The sequence below is a fragment of the Oribacterium sp. NK2B42 genome (assembly GCF_000424445.1).
Taxonomy (GTDB): Bacteria; Bacillota; Clostridia; order Lachnospirales; family Lachnospiraceae; genus Oribacterium.
Genome location: NZ_AUJX01000008.1, coordinates 74,332 through 90,787, shown reverse-complemented (window position 1 = coordinate 90,787; position 16,456 = coordinate 74,332). Strand labels below are relative to the sequence as shown.

At 45.8% G+C, this 16,456-nt stretch carries 11 protein-coding genes; all 11 read right to left on the bottom strand.

Annotated features, from left to right (window positions below):
* Positions 1 to 36: 36 nt before the first annotated feature.
* On the bottom strand, positions 37 to 2,265 hold the full coding sequence (mutL, locus tag G625_RS0104730) for a DNA mismatch repair endonuclease MutL (protein WP_044931616.1): 2,229 nt from the start codon (positions 2,263 to 2,265) through the stop codon (positions 37 to 39).
* Positions 2,266 to 2,580: 315 nt separating this feature from the next.
* Positions 2,581 to 5,244, bottom strand: a complete 2,664-nt coding sequence (mutS, locus tag G625_RS0104725; protein ID WP_029200191.1) for a DNA mismatch repair protein MutS — start codon at positions 5,242 to 5,244, stop codon at positions 2,581 to 2,583.
* Positions 5,245 to 5,300: 56 nt separating this feature from the next.
* The gene (gene miaB / locus G625_RS0104720; protein ID WP_029200190.1) at positions 5,301 to 6,740 is read right to left on the bottom strand and encodes a tRNA (N6-isopentenyl adenosine(37)-C2)-methylthiotransferase MiaB; all 1,440 of its coding nucleotides are present in this window, start codon (positions 6,738 to 6,740) and stop codon (positions 5,301 to 5,303) included.
* 200 nt (positions 6,741 to 6,940) lie between these two features.
* Positions 6,941 to 8,224, bottom strand: a complete 1,284-nt coding sequence (locus tag G625_RS0104715; protein WP_029200189.1) for a glutamate-5-semialdehyde dehydrogenase — start codon at positions 8,222 to 8,224, stop codon at positions 6,941 to 6,943.
* 225 nt (positions 8,225 to 8,449) lie between these two features.
* Positions 8,450 to 8,764, bottom strand: a complete 315-nt coding sequence (locus G625_RS23275; protein ID WP_084152759.1) for a DUF896 domain-containing protein — start codon at positions 8,762 to 8,764, stop codon at positions 8,450 to 8,452.
* A gap of 92 nt (positions 8,765 to 8,856) precedes the next feature.
* Positions 8,857 to 9,723, bottom strand: a complete 867-nt coding sequence (gene proB, locus G625_RS0104705; RefSeq protein ID WP_029200188.1) for a glutamate 5-kinase — start codon at positions 9,721 to 9,723, stop codon at positions 8,857 to 8,859.
* A 91-nt stretch (positions 9,724 to 9,814) separates the two neighbouring features.
* Positions 9,815 to 11,458 (bottom strand): NAD(P)/FAD-dependent oxidoreductase, encoded by a 1,644-nt coding sequence (locus G625_RS0104700; RefSeq protein WP_029200187.1) that lies wholly within the window; start codon positions 11,456 to 11,458, stop codon positions 9,815 to 9,817.
* A gap of 80 nt (positions 11,459 to 11,538) precedes the next feature.
* Positions 11,539 to 12,888 (bottom strand): NAD(P)/FAD-dependent oxidoreductase, encoded by a 1,350-nt coding sequence (locus G625_RS0104695; protein ID WP_049895713.1) that lies wholly within the window; start codon positions 12,886 to 12,888, stop codon positions 11,539 to 11,541.
* 125 nt (positions 12,889 to 13,013) lie between these two features.
* Positions 13,014 to 14,756 (bottom strand): putative polysaccharide biosynthesis protein, encoded by a 1,743-nt coding sequence (locus G625_RS0104690; protein ID WP_084152757.1) that lies wholly within the window; start codon positions 14,754 to 14,756, stop codon positions 13,014 to 13,016.
* Positions 14,753 to 15,250 carry an rRNA maturation RNase YbeY gene (ybeY, locus tag G625_RS0104685; protein WP_029200184.1) on the bottom strand — a complete coding sequence of 166 codons (498 nt, stop codon included), beginning with the start codon at positions 15,248 to 15,250 and terminating at the stop codon, positions 14,753 to 14,755. The genes G625_RS0104690 and ybeY overlap by 4 nt, the downstream gene beginning before the upstream one ends.
* Positions 15,251 to 15,339: 89 nt before the next feature.
* Positions 15,340 to 16,380 (bottom strand): PhoH family protein, encoded by a 1,041-nt coding sequence (locus tag G625_RS0104680; protein WP_029200183.1) that lies wholly within the window; start codon positions 16,378 to 16,380, stop codon positions 15,340 to 15,342.
* Between the last annotated feature and the right edge of the window lie 76 nt (positions 16,381 to 16,456).

Below are 16,456 nucleotides of genomic sequence, written 5' to 3'. Positions count from 1 at the left end.
CCGAAGTCAGATAGTCTTATGACATATATAAAACTGTTAAACGATACGTTTAAATTTCTTTTCCAGCTCATATTTTGACATGGAAATGATGGTAGGGCGTCCGTGGGGACAGGCATAAGGATTTTCCAGCTCCAGAAGCTCTGAAATAAGGGTATCCGCCTCCATCAGACTAAGTTTATTATTGCCCTTAACTGCCGCCTTGCAGGACATGGAGGCAATCTTATAATATATGGAATCCGGTGTTGTCATGCCGGTTTCGTCACTTAAACCATCAAGCATCTCAAGAAGAAGCTCCTTCTTTCCTATTTCCGGAAGGTCCGTCGGAACTGCGGAAATGCTGAAATCCCTGCCTCCAAGGTCACTGATCTCGAATCCCAGATTCCGGAAGTATTCCTCATATTCATTGAGAAGCACTGCCTCTTCCGGGGTAAGTGTCACTAGAATCGGCGGATTTAGATACTGGCTTGCCGGTTTACGCTCCTTCAGGCGCTTCATCATTCTCTCAAAATTCACCTTTTCGTGAGCTGCGTGCTGATCAATGATATAAAGCTTGTCGCCATACTCTATCAGCCAGTAGGTCTCAAACACCTGTCCTATGATCCTGTGCTGAAGCTTTGCTTTTTCACTCAGGAACTTTTCCGAGAATAATGTTTCCTGCTGAGGTTTCGTCATCAGCACCTTTTCGGATCCATTACCGGTTTCTGATGCTTCACCTGCCGGTTCGGAGTTATCCGGTGCATCGGAAAGAGTTTTACTTTCTGATTTCTCAATGCTGTAAGCATCAGGCTCTTCAGAACTTCCGTTTAGAATGTTCTCCCGGTTATAGTTCTTCTCTGCCTCATCTGCCGCCTTCTTAAAATCCGAAAGTCCGAATCCGGATTTAGGTTCTGCCACTTTCGCATCTACTGATGAACTCCCGATACCTTCGCTGCTGTGCTTTGCTGCATAGTCCCTGCGATACTGACTGTATCCAACCGCATTAACGGACCAGCTGTTTTTTTCACTCACACCTGTGCCGGCAGCATTTTTCCCGTTCAGATATATATCCGACTTCGGTACCGCCTCCGGATGTATCTCCGGTCTCAGGGCTTCCTCATACTGCCGGTTTGTTTCTTCCTTACGGTTTTTCTCGAAGGGTTCCACATGAGGCAGGGTCTTTTCCTTTTCTTCTATCTCCACATGAGGGTCAAGGTCCGCTTTCTTTGAGGTATTCTCATCTCTTCCGAAGTTCTCCAGATCCGTATTAAGTATAAGCTCTGTTTCCCTGAGGGCATTCTGTACAGAATCCACGATGGAATTGTATATGAGCATGCCATCCGAAAATCTCACCTCCAGCTTCTGGGGATGAACATTAACATCCACTATTTCCGGATTCACATCTACCATGAGAACGGTAAACGGAAACTTATGCTGCATAAGGAAAGCATGATATCCATCCTCGATGGCCTTCGTAACCATAGGATTCTTCACGAATCTCGAGTTTACAAAATATATTTCAAAATTGCGGTTTGCTCTTGTGATCACAGGCTTTCCTATGAAACCCCTGACCGTTACCGCAGGAAGTCCCGTAAGCTGTGATCTTTGATATTGGCGATTTACAGTGATAAGCTGATTCGTCACATCACGGCCGTAAATGGAATAAATCACATCCAGAAGTGAACCGTTGCCAAGAGTCGCCAGCCTCTGACGGCCATCCTGAATATATCGGAACGCCACTTCGGGGTGTGCCAATGCCTCCTTCTCCAGGATATCCTGAATACGGGCAGCTTCCGTCTGCGGACTCTTCAGAAACTTTCTTCTGGCGGGAACATTTTTGAAAATGTCCCGGACTATAAAAGTTGTGCCGTTAGGAGCTCCTATCTCGGAAAAGTCCTTCTCCACTCCGCCTTCTATCTCATAGTGTGAGGCCATGAGTGCCCCGGGAGTCTTACTTATGAGTTCAACTCTCGAAACACTTGCTATGGATGCCAGGGCCTCGCCTCTGAAACCAAGGGTCTGAATATTCTCAAGATCCCTGGCCTCCCTTATCTTTGAGGTTGCATGTCTCAGAAACGCATTCCTTACATCATCCTTGTCGATACCGCCGCCATTATCGGTTATTCGTATCATGGCGATGCCTCCGTCCCGGACTTCCACGGTAACCGAGGTGGAACCCGCATCGATGGCATTTTCCAAAAGCTCCTTAACAACGCTTAAAGGCCGCTCTATAACTTCACCTGCTGCAATCTGGTTGATAGTTTCGTCACTTAAAACCTTAATCTTCATATCTATAGTCCTGCCTGTATCTTCAGTCTAAACGAAATAATATCTCAACTGATATATGAGGAAACCCGTTCCGATTCCTCACCTCTGACCAATTAATAATTCAATCATATCCTCTATATCAAATGCAAGTTTTATTTTCGTTCAATCGAGTAGGAAAAATACACCCTGCCCCACCGACTGAACTGTTACACACCCTACTCGATTACACGCTGGCCATCACATGTGCTTGTACAAAAGCACATGTGATGGCCAGCGTGACGGCCTTATCACGAAAAAAACGCAGTACCACTTCAAAGGTACTGCATTTTATCAGAATCATACACCAAATTTTGATTTCAATTCATATAGAGTGTTCATGGCATCAAGAGGTGTCATGTGATTCACATCCAAAGCCTTAAGGTACTCAAGAGCTTCTCGGATATCGGCGCCGTATCCGGCTTCATTTTCGATGTCCTTCGCCGCCTTTTCCTCATTCCGGTCCGCAAGGAAGCCTTCTTCGTCAAATGCTTCCTGAGTGAAACTCTCACTTGTCTCGATATTCTTCGCCTTCGATGTGATATCCGCATCACTCAGCTCCGCTGCGATAACCTTGGCTCTGTCGATAACCGGCTTCGGAACTCCCGCAAGACTCGCCACATCGATACCATAGGACCTGTCAGCGCCTCCCGGGATTATCTTACGGAGGAACACGATATCCTGATCATGGTTTGTAACAGCGATACAGTAATTGTTCACGCCCTCAAGCTTACCCTCAAGCTCTGTGAGCTCATGATAGTGGGTGGCAAAAAGAGTTTTCGCCTTAACAACCTTTGCGATATATTCAACCACCGCCCAGGCAATGCTGAGACCGTCAAAGGTACTGGTTCCTCTTCCAATCTCATCCAGAATAAGAAGTGACCTGGTTGTGGCATTTCTCAGGATATTGGCAACCTCGTTCATTTCCACCATAAAGGTAGACTGCCCGGAAGCAAGATCGTCACTGGCTCCGACACGGGTAAATATCCTGTCACAGATAGATATCTCAGCGCTCTTAGCCGGTACAAAGGAACCGATGGAGGCCATAAGGACGATAAGTGCCACCTGTCTCATATAGGTGGATTTACCCGCCATATTAGGTCCCGTGATAACAGCGATACGATTGGTGCTGTCATCAAGAACCGTGTCATTGGACACAAACATACCATCCCTTATGAGCTTCTCGATAACCGGGTGTCTTCCATCCTTAATGTTGATTATTCCATTTTCGTTAATCTCCGGACGGCAGTAATTGTTATCCGTAGCCACCTTGGAAAGAGATATTATACAGTCGATAAGCGCCACATAGTGGGAGGTCTTCTGTATACGCTGAATGTTTCCGGCAATGGTGTCTCTCACGTCGCAGAACAGCTCATATTCCAGCTGGTTAAGCTTCTCCTCAGCGCCGAGAATTGTGTTCTGAAGCTCCTCAAGCTTATCGGTAGTATAACGTTCACTTCCTGTAAGTGTCTGTTTTCTGATGAAATAATCCGGCACCATATCCCGGAAGGTATTGGTAACCTCAAAGCAGTACCCGAATATACGGTTGTACTTTATTTTCAGAGACTTGATCCCGGTCTTTTCACGTTCCGAGGCCTCAAGATCCGCGAGCCACTGTTTACCGCTGACACGGGAATCCTTGTAACGATCCACTTCTTCATGGAAGCTCTCCTTTATGACACCGCCGTCTCTTGAGGATAAAGGCGGATTCTCCTCTATAGCCTTGTCTATAAGCTCATAAAGATCTTCCATGGGATCAATGCCGTCATGTATTTCCTTTACAAGTGCGGAGTCAAAGCTTGAAAGCTCCTGAATGATATCCGGAAGCATCTTAAGTGACTGCTTAAAAGCTATAAGATCTCTTGGATTTGCAGACTTATAGCATATCCGTCCGAGAAGTCTCTCATAATCATAAATGGTATTCAGGTACTCGGAAATCTCCTCACGATCGATGTAGTGAGAGCAGAAATCCTCCACCGCATCCTGACGGGCAAGAATAGCCTCCCTGTCTATAAGCGGCTGCTCCAGGAAACGCCTCAGCATCCTGGCACCCATGGCAGTCTTTGTCTTATCCAGAACCCAGAGAAGGGAGCCTCTCTTTTTCTTTTCTCTCATGGTCTCGCAAAGCTCCAGATTACGCTGGGTAGCTGTATCAATTATCATGTACTGGTCACTTGAGTAATACCTTATATTTGCGATATGCTCCACAGCATTCATCTGTGTATCATAAACATATCTGAGAGCTGCTGCTGCGCTTAGTCTTGCAAGATCTCTGTCGGAAAGACCTATACCGCTGATACTTGCATGAAAATGCTCCTCCAGAAGCGTTGTTGCCTTTACGTCATCATAAACCTCATCCGGAAGTTCTGTGATGATAAGTCCGAAACGGTTCTTGATATCATCGGTATCGATGCCGGAGATCATAAATGCCTGGTTGCAGACTATCTCCGCGGGAGAAAATCTGCTGAGCTCATCCATAACATCCTTTTCGTTGCCGCAGGTAGTGGTCATAAACTCACCTGTGGTAATGTCTACACTGGAAACACCAAATCCTGTAGCATCATAAAAGATACTCATGAGGAAGTTGTTCTTTGTTTCATCCAGTGCCTGCTCAGAGGTCAGGGTTCCCGGTGTTATGACACGGATAACTCCCCTTTTCACAAGCCCCTTTGTAAGCTTCGGATCCTCAAGCTGCTCCGCAATGGCTACCTTATAGCCGCTTGCGGCAAGACGTGCCACATATCCGTCTGCTGCATGGAAAGGTATACCGCACATAGGTGCACGTTCTTCCATTCCGCAGTCCTTGCCGGTGAGTACCAGATCAAGCACTGAGGATGCGGTTTTTGCATCTTCAAAGAACATCTCATAAAAATCACCTATACGGTAAAACAGAATACAGTCAGGATACTGTTTTTTCGTTTCCAGATATTCAACCATCATGGGTGACATCTTCTTTTCAGCCATCTGTCTCTCCTTAACTAAATTCAAAGAAAAAATGCCATTTGGTGGCGCTTTAGCAATTAGGCTAACTCACCAAAATAATAGAAACCTTTACTCTCCGTCAGCTTTACCATCTGCATGGTTCCGATGAGGCTCTTAACGCCGGGGAAGTGTACAAGCACGCTGTTTGAAAGTCTGCCTGTTACATAACCCTCCTGGTTCTTGTTCTCATCCTCAACCAGAACCTCCATAACCTTGCCCAGGTCTCTTGTCTCATTCTCCGCCGAGCTGTCCTGAACCACCTTGAGAAGTCTGTCAAAGCGATCCTTAACGATATCCTCCGGGATCTGATCTTCAAACTTTGCAGCAGGTGTGCCAGTACGCTTGCTGTAAATAAATGTATAGGCCGCATCGTACCTGCATTCCTTAACAACATCGATGGTATCAAGGAAATCTTCCTCTGTCTCTCCGGGGAATCCAACAATTATATCTGTTGTAAGAGTTGCTTCGGGAATCGCAGTTCTTATCTTTCTCACAAGCTCAAGATAGCTCTCCTTGGTGTAATGTCTGTTCATTTTCTTAAGAATAGCGCTTGAACCTGACTGAAGAGGCAGATGGATATGTCTCTCTATAATTGGATGAGTTCTCATTACCTCGATAAGCTCATCTGAAAAATCCTTGGGATTTGAAGTCATGTAGCGAAGTCTCTTAAGACCCGGAAGCTCCGCAACAGCCTGTAAAAGCTCGGGGAAGGTTGTTGAACCGGGGATGTCATTACCATAGGAATTGACATTCTGACCGAGAAGCATGATCTCAAGACACCCATCTGCGATGAGCTTTTCACACTCTCTCAGGATATCCGTTGCATTACGTGACTTCTCACGGCCCCTTACATAAGGCACGATGCAATATGTGCAGAAATTGTTACATCCATAGCTGATATTTACAGATCCCTTGAACCTGAACTTTCTGTCAGAAGGAAGGTCCTCAACGATCATCTTTGTATCATCGATAACCTCGACTGTGCGTTTTCCGGTAACCAGTGACTTGTATAAAAGCTCTGCCAGCTTGTAGACATTATGTGTTCCGAACACAAGCTTTACATAAGGATAATGCTTACATATGCCTTCAACCTCATCCTTCTCCTGCATCATACAGCCGGTGATACCGATGATCATTCCGTCACGCTTCTCATACTGATGCTTAAGTCTCCCCACACGGCCGTACAGCTTCTGGTTTGCATTCTCTCTTACCGTACAGGTCGTGAAAAGCACGATGTCCGCATCCCAGTCATCTTCAGTGGTTGTGTAGCCGCACTTCTCAAGGATTCCGAGAAGCTTCTCGCCGTCCTTGGCAGACATCTGGCAGCCCATGACTTCGACCATGCAGTGAGCCTTATAGCCCTCCTGCTTCTTTATCTCAACAAGCTCACGTACCCTGTCCATAAAGTAGTACTGTCTTGCGGGCTCCTCTGTTGGTGCCTGTTCAATTATTTCCTTATAATCGATAATGTATTCCATAAAACCTCATTGTTAATCCCAGGGGACGAAAATCCCCTGGGATTCTGTAAAAAAATTAATTTATTAAAGCACTGAACCTCAATATGTTCGTGCAATATTTCCGGCAATAAATAATGGGAAGCCAACTAAATCTGTATCTGTATGCCAGATATTAAGGCTCCCAAAAGCAGCGTTAATAGAGGAGGAGTATCCGGATCCGCCTATCTCGTCTGTCCGTTTCCGTATACCTTATATTTATAGGTTGTAAGCTCCCTGAGCCCCATGGGGCCTCTTGCATGAAGCTTTGCCGTGGAAATACCTATTTCCGCTCCGAAGCCGAAGCAGCCTCCGTCTGTAAAACGGGTAGAAGCATTCCAGTAAACACAGGCACTGTCGATGCCGTTCAGGAACTTCTCAGCCTTTTCCGCATCCTCTGTAAGGATGGCCTCACTGTGATGTGTACTGTTCAGATTAATATGCTCTATAGCTTCCTCTGAACTGTCAACTGTCCTGACGGAAATCTTGTAATCAAGATACTCTGTGGCAAAGTCCTCGGGAGAAGCCGCCTTTACAAGCTCCATACGTATCCCGGAGCCATCTTCTGATGCCTTCTTCAAAACCTCAAAGGACGCTTCATCCGCATAGGTAATAACATCCTTTTCCTGAAGCTTCTTAATCACAGGAACAAGCTTTTCCAGGGCTTCTCTGTCAACCACCAGGGACTCGCAGGCATTGCAGACACCTATCCTCTGGGTTTTAGCATTATAAACGATAGGAACCGCCTTGTCGATATCTGCGGTCTTTTCAATATAAATATGGCAATTGCCCGCGCCGGTTTCTATAACGGGAACCGAAGCATTCTTTACCACTGCCTGAATGAGACGCTTTGATCCCCGGGGGATCAGCACATCAACGTAATCATTCATCTGCATGAAGCGGTTTGTGGTCTCATGATCCGTAGCTTCGATAAGCATAAGTCCGTCGGGATCTGCTCCGCTTTCCTCCATGGCTTTCCGTATAACCTCTGTTATGGCAATGTTTGAGTTGATAGCATCGGAACCACCCTTCAGAATAACGGCATTTGATGACTTAAAGCAAAGTGACCAGGCATCGCTGGTTACATTCGGACGTGCCTCATAGATTATGCCGATAACCCCGATCGGAGCCGAGGTCTTTAAGAGCTTAAGTCCGTTGGGACGTTCTATGGTCTCCAGCACCTCTCCCACAGGATCCGGAAGCTTTGTAATGTCTCTCAATGCATCAGCCATGTCCCGGAGCCGCTCTTCTGTAAGGCGAAGACGATCCTTAAGCCCGTCACTCATGCCGGATTTTTCGGCATTATCAAGATCCTTTGCATTGGCTTCAAGGATCTTCTGTATGTTTTCCTCTGCCTCAAGTGCATCAGCCGCCCTTAAAAGCACCGCATTTTTCTCATCCGAAGAAAGCCCTGCAAGCTTACTGGATGCCGCTTTTGCTCTTTGTCCGATCATCAAAAGATCCGTCATTGGAACCTCTCTTTCAATATGTCAGCCCACAATCGGGCATGAACGTCCGCCACTGAATAAGTGCAAAATATTATTTCGCCTTGCAATACCCCAGTATCTGAATAGTTAATTTGTAATAGTTCAACCGAATTGTATATAAATCGAAATCAAAAACATTCATACAAATGAGTTGCTGCGAAAAAAACTAAATCAAATCCCGCTAACGAAATCCGCTCTCTGGAAAAATCAGATATGCAGGTGGCTGGAAATCTCAGGATTTCCGGCCTTAGCCTCAATTACGTTTTTTCCCTCACCTGCAAGCTCTGCATCAGTCTTTTCCATGGCCTTCTGAACCTTTTCCTTTACATTTCCCGATGTCGAGGTATCCTCGCCTGCATTCTTTATATCCTTAAGATATACGCCAAGGTTTGCCTTGACTGAATCTATATAGGCTCTTCTGAGCTTTGCCTGCTCATCCTTTTCCTCGGCATTAAGTCCGCCGCCTTCCCTTGATTTATGATAAAGCTCGTTAATCCTTGCTATTTCTTTCTCTGTGATCATTTATTTCCTCGTTCTGTTTTGTATTTTTATGATAGGCACGAAAAAGCCCGATGCCTGAACATTGACATCACGGAGCTTTCCGGTACCCCGTTTTATTCATTCTGTCCCACATATTCCATCAGATCAAAATCCTTGTTATTGTGTGCTGCGAAAAGAGTGCCGACGTTTTTGCCCTCCAGTATATCGCTTATGACCTCAGCTCCCGTAAACCTGGCAATGACCATATCGGCACCTGAGTCTGTGGCGATGCGTGCTGCAGCAAGCTTTGCGGACATGCCACCGGTGCCCACATTGGAGCCGCTCCTGGACTTGCCCATTTCCAGGATCTCATGGTTTATCTCCGGAATAAACGGCATGAACTTCGCCTCCGGGTTTTCATGAGGGTCGTCGGTAAAAAGTCCGTCTATATCCGAAAGCAGTATCACGAGGTCAGCATTGACAACGGAACCCACAATGGCCGCAAGCTGGTCGTTGTCACCGAAGGTCTCCACCTGATGGATCTCAGAGGTTGAGATGGTGTCATTTTCATTAACCACCGGGACCGTTCCCAGATTTAGCAGCTCCTCAAAGGTGTTCCTGGTATTACTGCAGGATTCCGGGATCAGCATAACATTTCTTGTGAGGAGCACCTGAGCTGCGATGACACCATACTCAGAAAAAAGCTTCTGATAGGTCATCATAAGTCTGGCCTGTCCCACTGCAGCAAAGGCCTGCTTTTCTTCCATAGTCCTGGGACGTCTGTGTATGCCGAGGGTCTGTCTGCCGGTTGCGATGGCACCGGAAGAAACCAGGATGACATCTTTACCTTCACCATTCAGATCGGAAATAACTCTTACAAGCTTTTCGATCTTTGAAAGGTAAAGCCCGCCGGTTTTTGCGTGGGTAATGCTTGCAGAACCGACTTTGATAACGATACGTTTTTTATCTTTAAGTAAAGCGCGCATTTCTTCGTTTGTCATATAGACCTCCATCTGATCAGCATGACACAGGCACATAAGTCACACAATGCATTGCTGCGAATAACCGCCTGACACGGACTTATGCAGAAGTTTACAATGAATTATAATGTTTTACAAGCGCCTCCGCGGTTTTCATTCCATCCATGGCGGCGCTCATGATTCCACCGGCATAGCCTGCGCCCTCGCCGCAAGGATAGATTCCGGAGATATTGGACTCAAACTCCTCATTTCTCGGTATCCGTACAGGGCTTGAGGTTCTGGCCTCTATACCTGCCAGAACTGTATCTTCTCTTGAAAATCCCTTAAGCTTATGTCCGAAGCTTTCCATTCCTTCTGTAAAGGTCTCGTTGAAATCATTGAGGGCTGCATATTTTGAGCCCTTTTCAAATCTGAAGATATCGTTCAGCTTCGAAAATCCGTACTGTCCTTTTATCTGCGGCTTCACTTCTCCCAGGCTCTCTTCTGTACTTGCAGTATCCCTTTTGAAATCACCGTAGGTCTGAACCGGAACCTTTCCGTCAAGAAGTCTGTAGGCTCTTTCCTCAAGCTCTCTCTGAAGTTCGATTCCGCCCAGGGGCTCATTCTCTCCGTTATAATCACTCTTACGGACCGAGACGATGATGGCGGCATTGGCATTAACACCGTCTCTTGCGTGGTAGCTCATACCGTTTACACAAAGCTTCCCCGATTCAGATGAGCTGTTTACGACATATCCTCCGGGGCACATGCAGAAGCTGTATACGCCACGGCCATTCTTATCGGATGTGTGGGCAACCTTGTAAGCGCCCGGGCCCAGGGCAGCCAATGTCTTCTCATCCACATCGCCGTAAAGATCTTCATTGATCATTGACTGAAGATGCTGCACACGGAAGCCCATGGCGAAATCCTTGGCCTGCATTTCGAGGCCGGATTCAAAAAGCTCCTTGTAGGTGTCTCTTGCGGAATGACCTATGGCCAGGATTATCTTTTTGTCCTTATCTCTCTCCTTGTCATAGGTGAACCTGGTGTTGAACCTGATTTCTCCACCAAGGGCCACTATTTCCTGCCTGATATTCTTAACGATATTTACAAGCTTATCCGTACCCACATGAGGCTTTGAATCAATGATTATGGAAGAATCGGCACCATAGCCCACAAAGAGGTCAAGTATGAAACGGCTTCTTCCCTCTTTATCCTTTACAAGAGTATTGATCTTGCCGTCAGAAAAGGTACCGGCGCCGCCTTCACCAAACTGAGGATTTGATTCTGTGTGAAGAACGCCCTTCTCCCAAAGGTCCTGAACATTCTTTATTCTTTCATCAACATCCGCACCTCTCTCAAAAACTATGGGATGCATACCTGCTCTTGCAAGAATCAGTGCCGCAAACATACCAGCGGGACCGAAGCCCACCACAACAGGTCTGTTCTTTTCCTCCTTGAAAAATTCACGCCTGTCAACTCCGCAGATTACATCGTTGAGCTTTGGCTCTCTGTACGAAACTGTACTGTCAATGCTTACGTCTCTGTTCTTCAGCTTCTCAACCAGCTTTTTCTCTTTAGCTTCGCCAAAAGAAGTACCTATCATAACCGTATAGCTAAAGAAAAGCTCCGGCTTTTTTCTGGCATCGATGGAGCGTTTTACTACTTCAAGTGTCTCTATATCCTTTGGTTCTATCTTCAACACTTTGGCACTTAAGAGCTTTAGCTTCACGACCGATTCTGTCACACCGAGCTTTAACTGATTTATCTTTATCATTTCTTTTCCTTTATACTTTTTATTTATGTACGATCCGGGCATATCCGGAATTAAAACTCAACTTGCCTTTCCCGACAGGGTCAACCCGCTGCCGCATTACCCGCAATAAACCCTGAGCTCCAGGCCCACTGGAGATTGTAACCTCCGCAGATTCCGTCGATATCCAGGATTTCACCCGCAAAGTAAAGCCCCTTCACAAGCTTCGACTCCATGGTATGGGGATCCACTTCTGCAGTGTTAATGCCTCCTGCTGCGCACTGGGCATTGGCAAAAGGATTCACCTCCATGCACTCAGCCTTGAAACTCACCGTCAGGGCGCCAAGAGCCTTCAATTGTTTATCCGAAAGTTTTGAAACCGAAAGCTTACTGTCAATATTTGCAAGCTTCAAAATGGTGTTTCCAAGCTTCTGATTCAGAAGACCTGTTAAGAAGCTTCCCATTTCTTTATATGCCAGTCTCTCCGCACGTTCTTTGTAAAACTCAATTATTTCTTCCTTCTTTTCCGAAATATGCGGAAGGAAATTTATATATACCGATACCTCTTTACCATCCCTGAGTCCATAAGCAACGTGTCTCGATATCTGAAAAACCGGTATGCCTGAAATGCCGTAATCCGTGAGCTGAAGCTCTCCTTCTTCGGCAGCAACTGTTTCGCCGCCCACCCTGACACAAAGCTTCGCATCGGTTCTTACTCCTGCCATATTCTTATAGTGGCTGCCCTTACATTTTACCGCTGTAAGAGCGGGCACCTGTGGTACCAATGTATGTCCCATGGCCTTTGCCCAGACATATCCGTCTCCGGTGGATCCGGTCTTTGGAACAGCCCTTGAACCAGTGGCAAGAATGAGCTTTTTCGCTCTTATCACCCTGTCACTACCCTCAATATCAAGCAAAAATCCTCCGGATTTTTCTCCATTGTTTTTTTCTGAATTTCCACACGAAAAATCATGTCCATTTTTTGAGGTATTTCCAATCTCTGAGTTCTCTTTCCTTATCTTTCTGATAAGGGTATCAAAAATAACCTGCACCCCTGAATGAACAACCTCATCCCAAAGAGCTGTCACCACGGAGGAAGCCTGATCGGAATTCGGATACACATAGGTTCCTCTGTATTTGGGCTCAATGCCTATACCCCGGAACCATTCCACTGCCTGTTCCGGCCCGAAACTCTCAAGGGCAGTTTCAGAAAACTCAGGATTACATCCCCTGTACTTTCCTCCCACAAGGTTTTCCATATCAAGATTTGTGTAATTGCATCTTCCATTTCCTGTGGTGGCAAGCTTTTTACCGGGTTCCTGATTCCTTTCGATCAAAAGCACCTTCGCACCGGCACGTGATGCTTCAATGGCGGCCATCATCCCTGCCGCACCGGCACCTACCACCGCCACATCCACTGTTCCGTTATCCGTTAAATTGTTTTTTTTACTCAAACTGTTACCTCCACAGAACAGGTCTAAGATTTTGCCGGAACCTGCAGTCATCCCTTTTAACACGTCAAGCTGAGGTACCTCATGTCTTAATAGATGACCAATGACTCAAACAAATGAGACTTACATCAGTGTACAAATCTCTTGAGCCTTCCGCCCATAGGCATGTTATCAAGATCTTCTGCGGTGAATGCATGCAGCTTTATAAGAAGTCCGAAATAAACCACTATTGCTATAACCACTGATGGTGCAACCTCTATAACAGAGCCTATACGTCCGTATCTCAGAGCCTCCGGAAGAACCATACGGATTCCCATGGAGCAGGTGAAAGCTGAGATACCCATTACGGCAGCTGCTATGATCGGAAGTACATAAGTCTCCCTCACACCATAGCTTAGCCTTACATGCTTTTTGATAGCCAGCTGATTAAGAAAACACATCATGAAAGCAAAGACTATATTTGAAATAACCACCGCATAGATACCCATTCCCGTAAACAGCAGGGCGATAAGACAGGCTATATGTATCACAAGAGATATCAAAGCATGCTTTAATGGGACGCTCAGATGACCAAGTCCCTGAAGTATGGCATTGCTGATAGTTGACAGCGAATAGAAAACCACTGCCACAGAACCTATCCTTGTGAGCATTATAAGAAGTCCCACATTTTTTCCCGGGAATAGCATGCGGCATATAGGGTCAGCCAATGCACAAAGTCCCACCGTCGCCGGGATGGCGATCAGCATCGTAAATCTGATACTGTATCGTACTCTTGAAACCGTATCCCTGCGATTATGCTCCGCAACGGCTCTGGTAAGACTAGGGATAAGCGACGATGACAAAGCATTGGACAAAGCTACGGGAATGTTGAAAAGGATATGATATTCTCCGAAAACCCCCCACTGGGTTACGATATCCTCTGCCTTTCCGAGATAAGTCATAATGTTTCCGAATATGGAATCATCAATAACCGATGAGATATTGTAAACCGTTGATGATATAAGGATCGGAAGCATGGTTCCTGCAAGAAGCAAGCCTATGGTGCCGTAGCTGTCCACACGGCTTCTGTCCTCTCGTATATTCCTGTGCATTTCATGCATCTGGGAACTGTAAAGAACCAAAAAGAAGGCAAGAGCCGTAAGTGCTCCTGCACCGGTTCCGATGGCACCACCGGCAGCACCAAATGCCGTACTGTATTTATCGCTCTGATAGATGACATTGGCAGCTGCACCCTTCTTAAACAAAATACCGGCAGCAAGAATAGAAATAATGGCATTCAGGATCTGCTCCAGTATCTGAGAGATTGCCGTGGGCACCATGTTTCCGCTGCCCTGAAAATAACCTCTCAGGATTCCGAGATAAGCCATGATCCACACAGTGGGAGCCAGAGCTCTCAGCGCGAATTTACAGAAAGGCTTCTTAAGGAATGCCTCTGCAATAAAATCAGCTCCGAACCACAGCATGCAGAACATCAGAAAACCAACTATCGTTGCATAATAGCATGCTGTTTTCAGTACTCTGTGGGTATTCCTGTAGTTACCGTTTACCATATTGGCGGAAACGATCTTTGAAACAGCCGTGGGCATGGAAAAGCTGGACAGAATAAGGAGTAAGGTATAAATGCTGTACGCACTTGTATAGTAACCGTTTCCTTCATCTCCTATGATTGCGGTAAGAGGCACACGGTACACCATTCCGATGATCCTGACTACAATACTTGCCACCGCAAGAAGAGATCCCTGAACGATGAAATTGTTTCGTCTGTTTCTGTCAAAGCCCGAATTGACAGTATTTCTTGATCTTATATTCTGTGATCTCGAAAACCTGCCTTTGTTATTTCCGATATTCGAGTTTCTTCTTTGACCACTCATCTGAAATAGCCCTTTCCTTCCAATATTTCTTTCTGGCGTCTTTCCATTTCCACACGCTCGTCATCTTCCATATGATCGTAACCAAAAAGATGAAGCATACTGTGAGCCACTAAAAATGCAAGTTCTCTTCGCTCTGTATGCCCGTATTCTTCTGCCTGGGACTCTATCCGGTTCTGATTGAGAACGATATCCCCGAGAAGCAGTTCTCCGGAATCAGGATTAAAGATATCTGAATCCTCTTCGTCTATAACTTCAAAATCCGCCGGGGTTTCCCAGTCAACCATGGGGAAAGAAAGTACATCCGTAGGTGAATCTATACCCCTTGCTTCTTTATTTAACTGATGGATACCCTCATCATCCGTGATAACAACACTTATCTCACATTCATACGGACATTTTTCGTATGTAATGGCAGCCTCGATGATCTCATTGATTATATCTTCGAACTGCAGATCAAGCCGCTTTTCAACCTCAAAATCTATATTAACAGTCATTCCTGTCCCCTCTTAAATCAATTCTCCGCATCGTATCCCCTTACATTTTCGGACTAATCCTGATCATGCCAAAACACATACTCTATCTTTCAGTCCCTGTGCCTGTTTTCATTTCTCTGCTCACCATAATTTCTCGGTGACATTTCATGCTGTCTTGCTCTTCTGGCGCGTTTTTCTTCATCCTTTTCATAGGCATTGACTATACGCTGTACAAGAGGGTGTCTCACAACATCCGCACTTGTAAGCTCTATAAACTCTATGCCTTCCACATTTTTAAGAACACGCATGGCATCCTCAAGACCGGATTTTTTGCCTTCCTCAAGATCCTTCTGGGTAAGGTCGCCTGTCACCACAACCTTTGATCCAAAGCCGATACGGGTAAGGAACATCTTCATCTGTGCAGGTGTAGTGTTCTGGGCCTCATCAAGAATGATATAGGAATTGTCCAGTGTTCTTCCCCTCATATAAGCAAGCGGGGCAACCTCGATAAGCCCTTTCTCGGAATTTGACTGGTACTGCTCTGCGCCCATGATGGAATAAAGGGCATCATAAACCGGTCTCATATATGGATCTACCTTTGACTGGAGATCTCCCGGAAGAAATCCCAGTTTTTCGCCTGCTTCAATGGCCGGTCTTGTCAGAATGATACGCTGCACCTCCTGCTGACGGAAAGCCGTGATAGCCATAGCCATGGCAAGGTAGGTTTTTCCGGTTCCCGCAGGTCCTATACCAAAAGTGATCATATTTTCACGGATAGCATCAACATAATCCTTTTGTCCGATGGTTTTCGGTTTTACAGGTTTTCCCAATGCTGTCCTTGCCAGTATATCCTTGTCTATCTCAACGATATCATTAACCCTTACTTTTTCAGTGAAACTCAGGGATATGGCATAATCTACATTCTGCTCTGTGATGGTATTGCCACGCTGGCTCAGCTGCAAAAGCTTTTTGATTACATTTTTCGCCTTGTCTGTATCTGCCTCGTCGCCTATGATCTTAAGCACACCGTTCCGGTCTATGATGGTTACATTGAACGATCTCTCTATTTTCTTTATATTCATATCCAACTGGCCCAGAACATTCTGTTCGTGTTCCATAGGAATATCCATAATTGCTTCTACTGTAGCCAAATACTGCTCCTCCGGTCTATGAAATACAATTCAAACCTTCAAATCCAAAGTATGAAGAAAGCCCCAATTCATTTCT

What these genes read in the sequence shown, in the direction of transcription:
- mutL (WP_044931616.1), bottom strand. Translation starts at nt 2,265, where the DNA reads ATGAAGATTAAGGTTTTAAGTGACGAAACTATCAACCAGATTGCAGCA.
- mutS (WP_029200191.1), bottom strand. Translation starts at nt 5,244, where the DNA reads ATGGCTGAAAAGAAGATGTCACCCATGATGGTTGAATATCTGGAAACG.
- miaB (WP_029200190.1), bottom strand. Translation starts at nt 6,740, where the DNA reads ATGGAATACATTATCGATTATAAGGAAATAATTGAACAGGCACCAACA.
- G625_RS0104715 (WP_029200189.1), bottom strand. Translation starts at nt 8,224, where the DNA reads ATGACGGATCTTTTGATGATCGGACAAAGAGCAAAAGCGGCATCCAGT.
- G625_RS23275 (WP_084152759.1), bottom strand. Translation starts at nt 8,764, where the DNA reads ATGATCACAGAGAAAGAAATAGCAAGGATTAACGAGCTTTATCATAAA.
- proB (WP_029200188.1), bottom strand. Translation starts at nt 9,723, where the DNA reads ATGACAAACGAAGAAATGCGCGCTTTACTTAAAGATAAAAAACGTATC.
- G625_RS0104700 (WP_029200187.1), bottom strand. Translation starts at nt 11,458, where the DNA reads ATGATAAAGATAAATCAGTTAAAGCTCGGTGTGACAGAATCGGTCGTG.
- G625_RS0104690 (WP_084152757.1), bottom strand. Translation starts at nt 14,756, where the DNA reads ATGAGTGGTCAAAGAAGAAACTCGAATATCGGAAATAACAAAGGCAGG.
- ybeY (WP_029200184.1), bottom strand. Translation starts at nt 15,250, where the DNA reads ATGACTGTTAATATAGATTTTGAGGTTGAAAAGCGGCTTGATCTGCAG.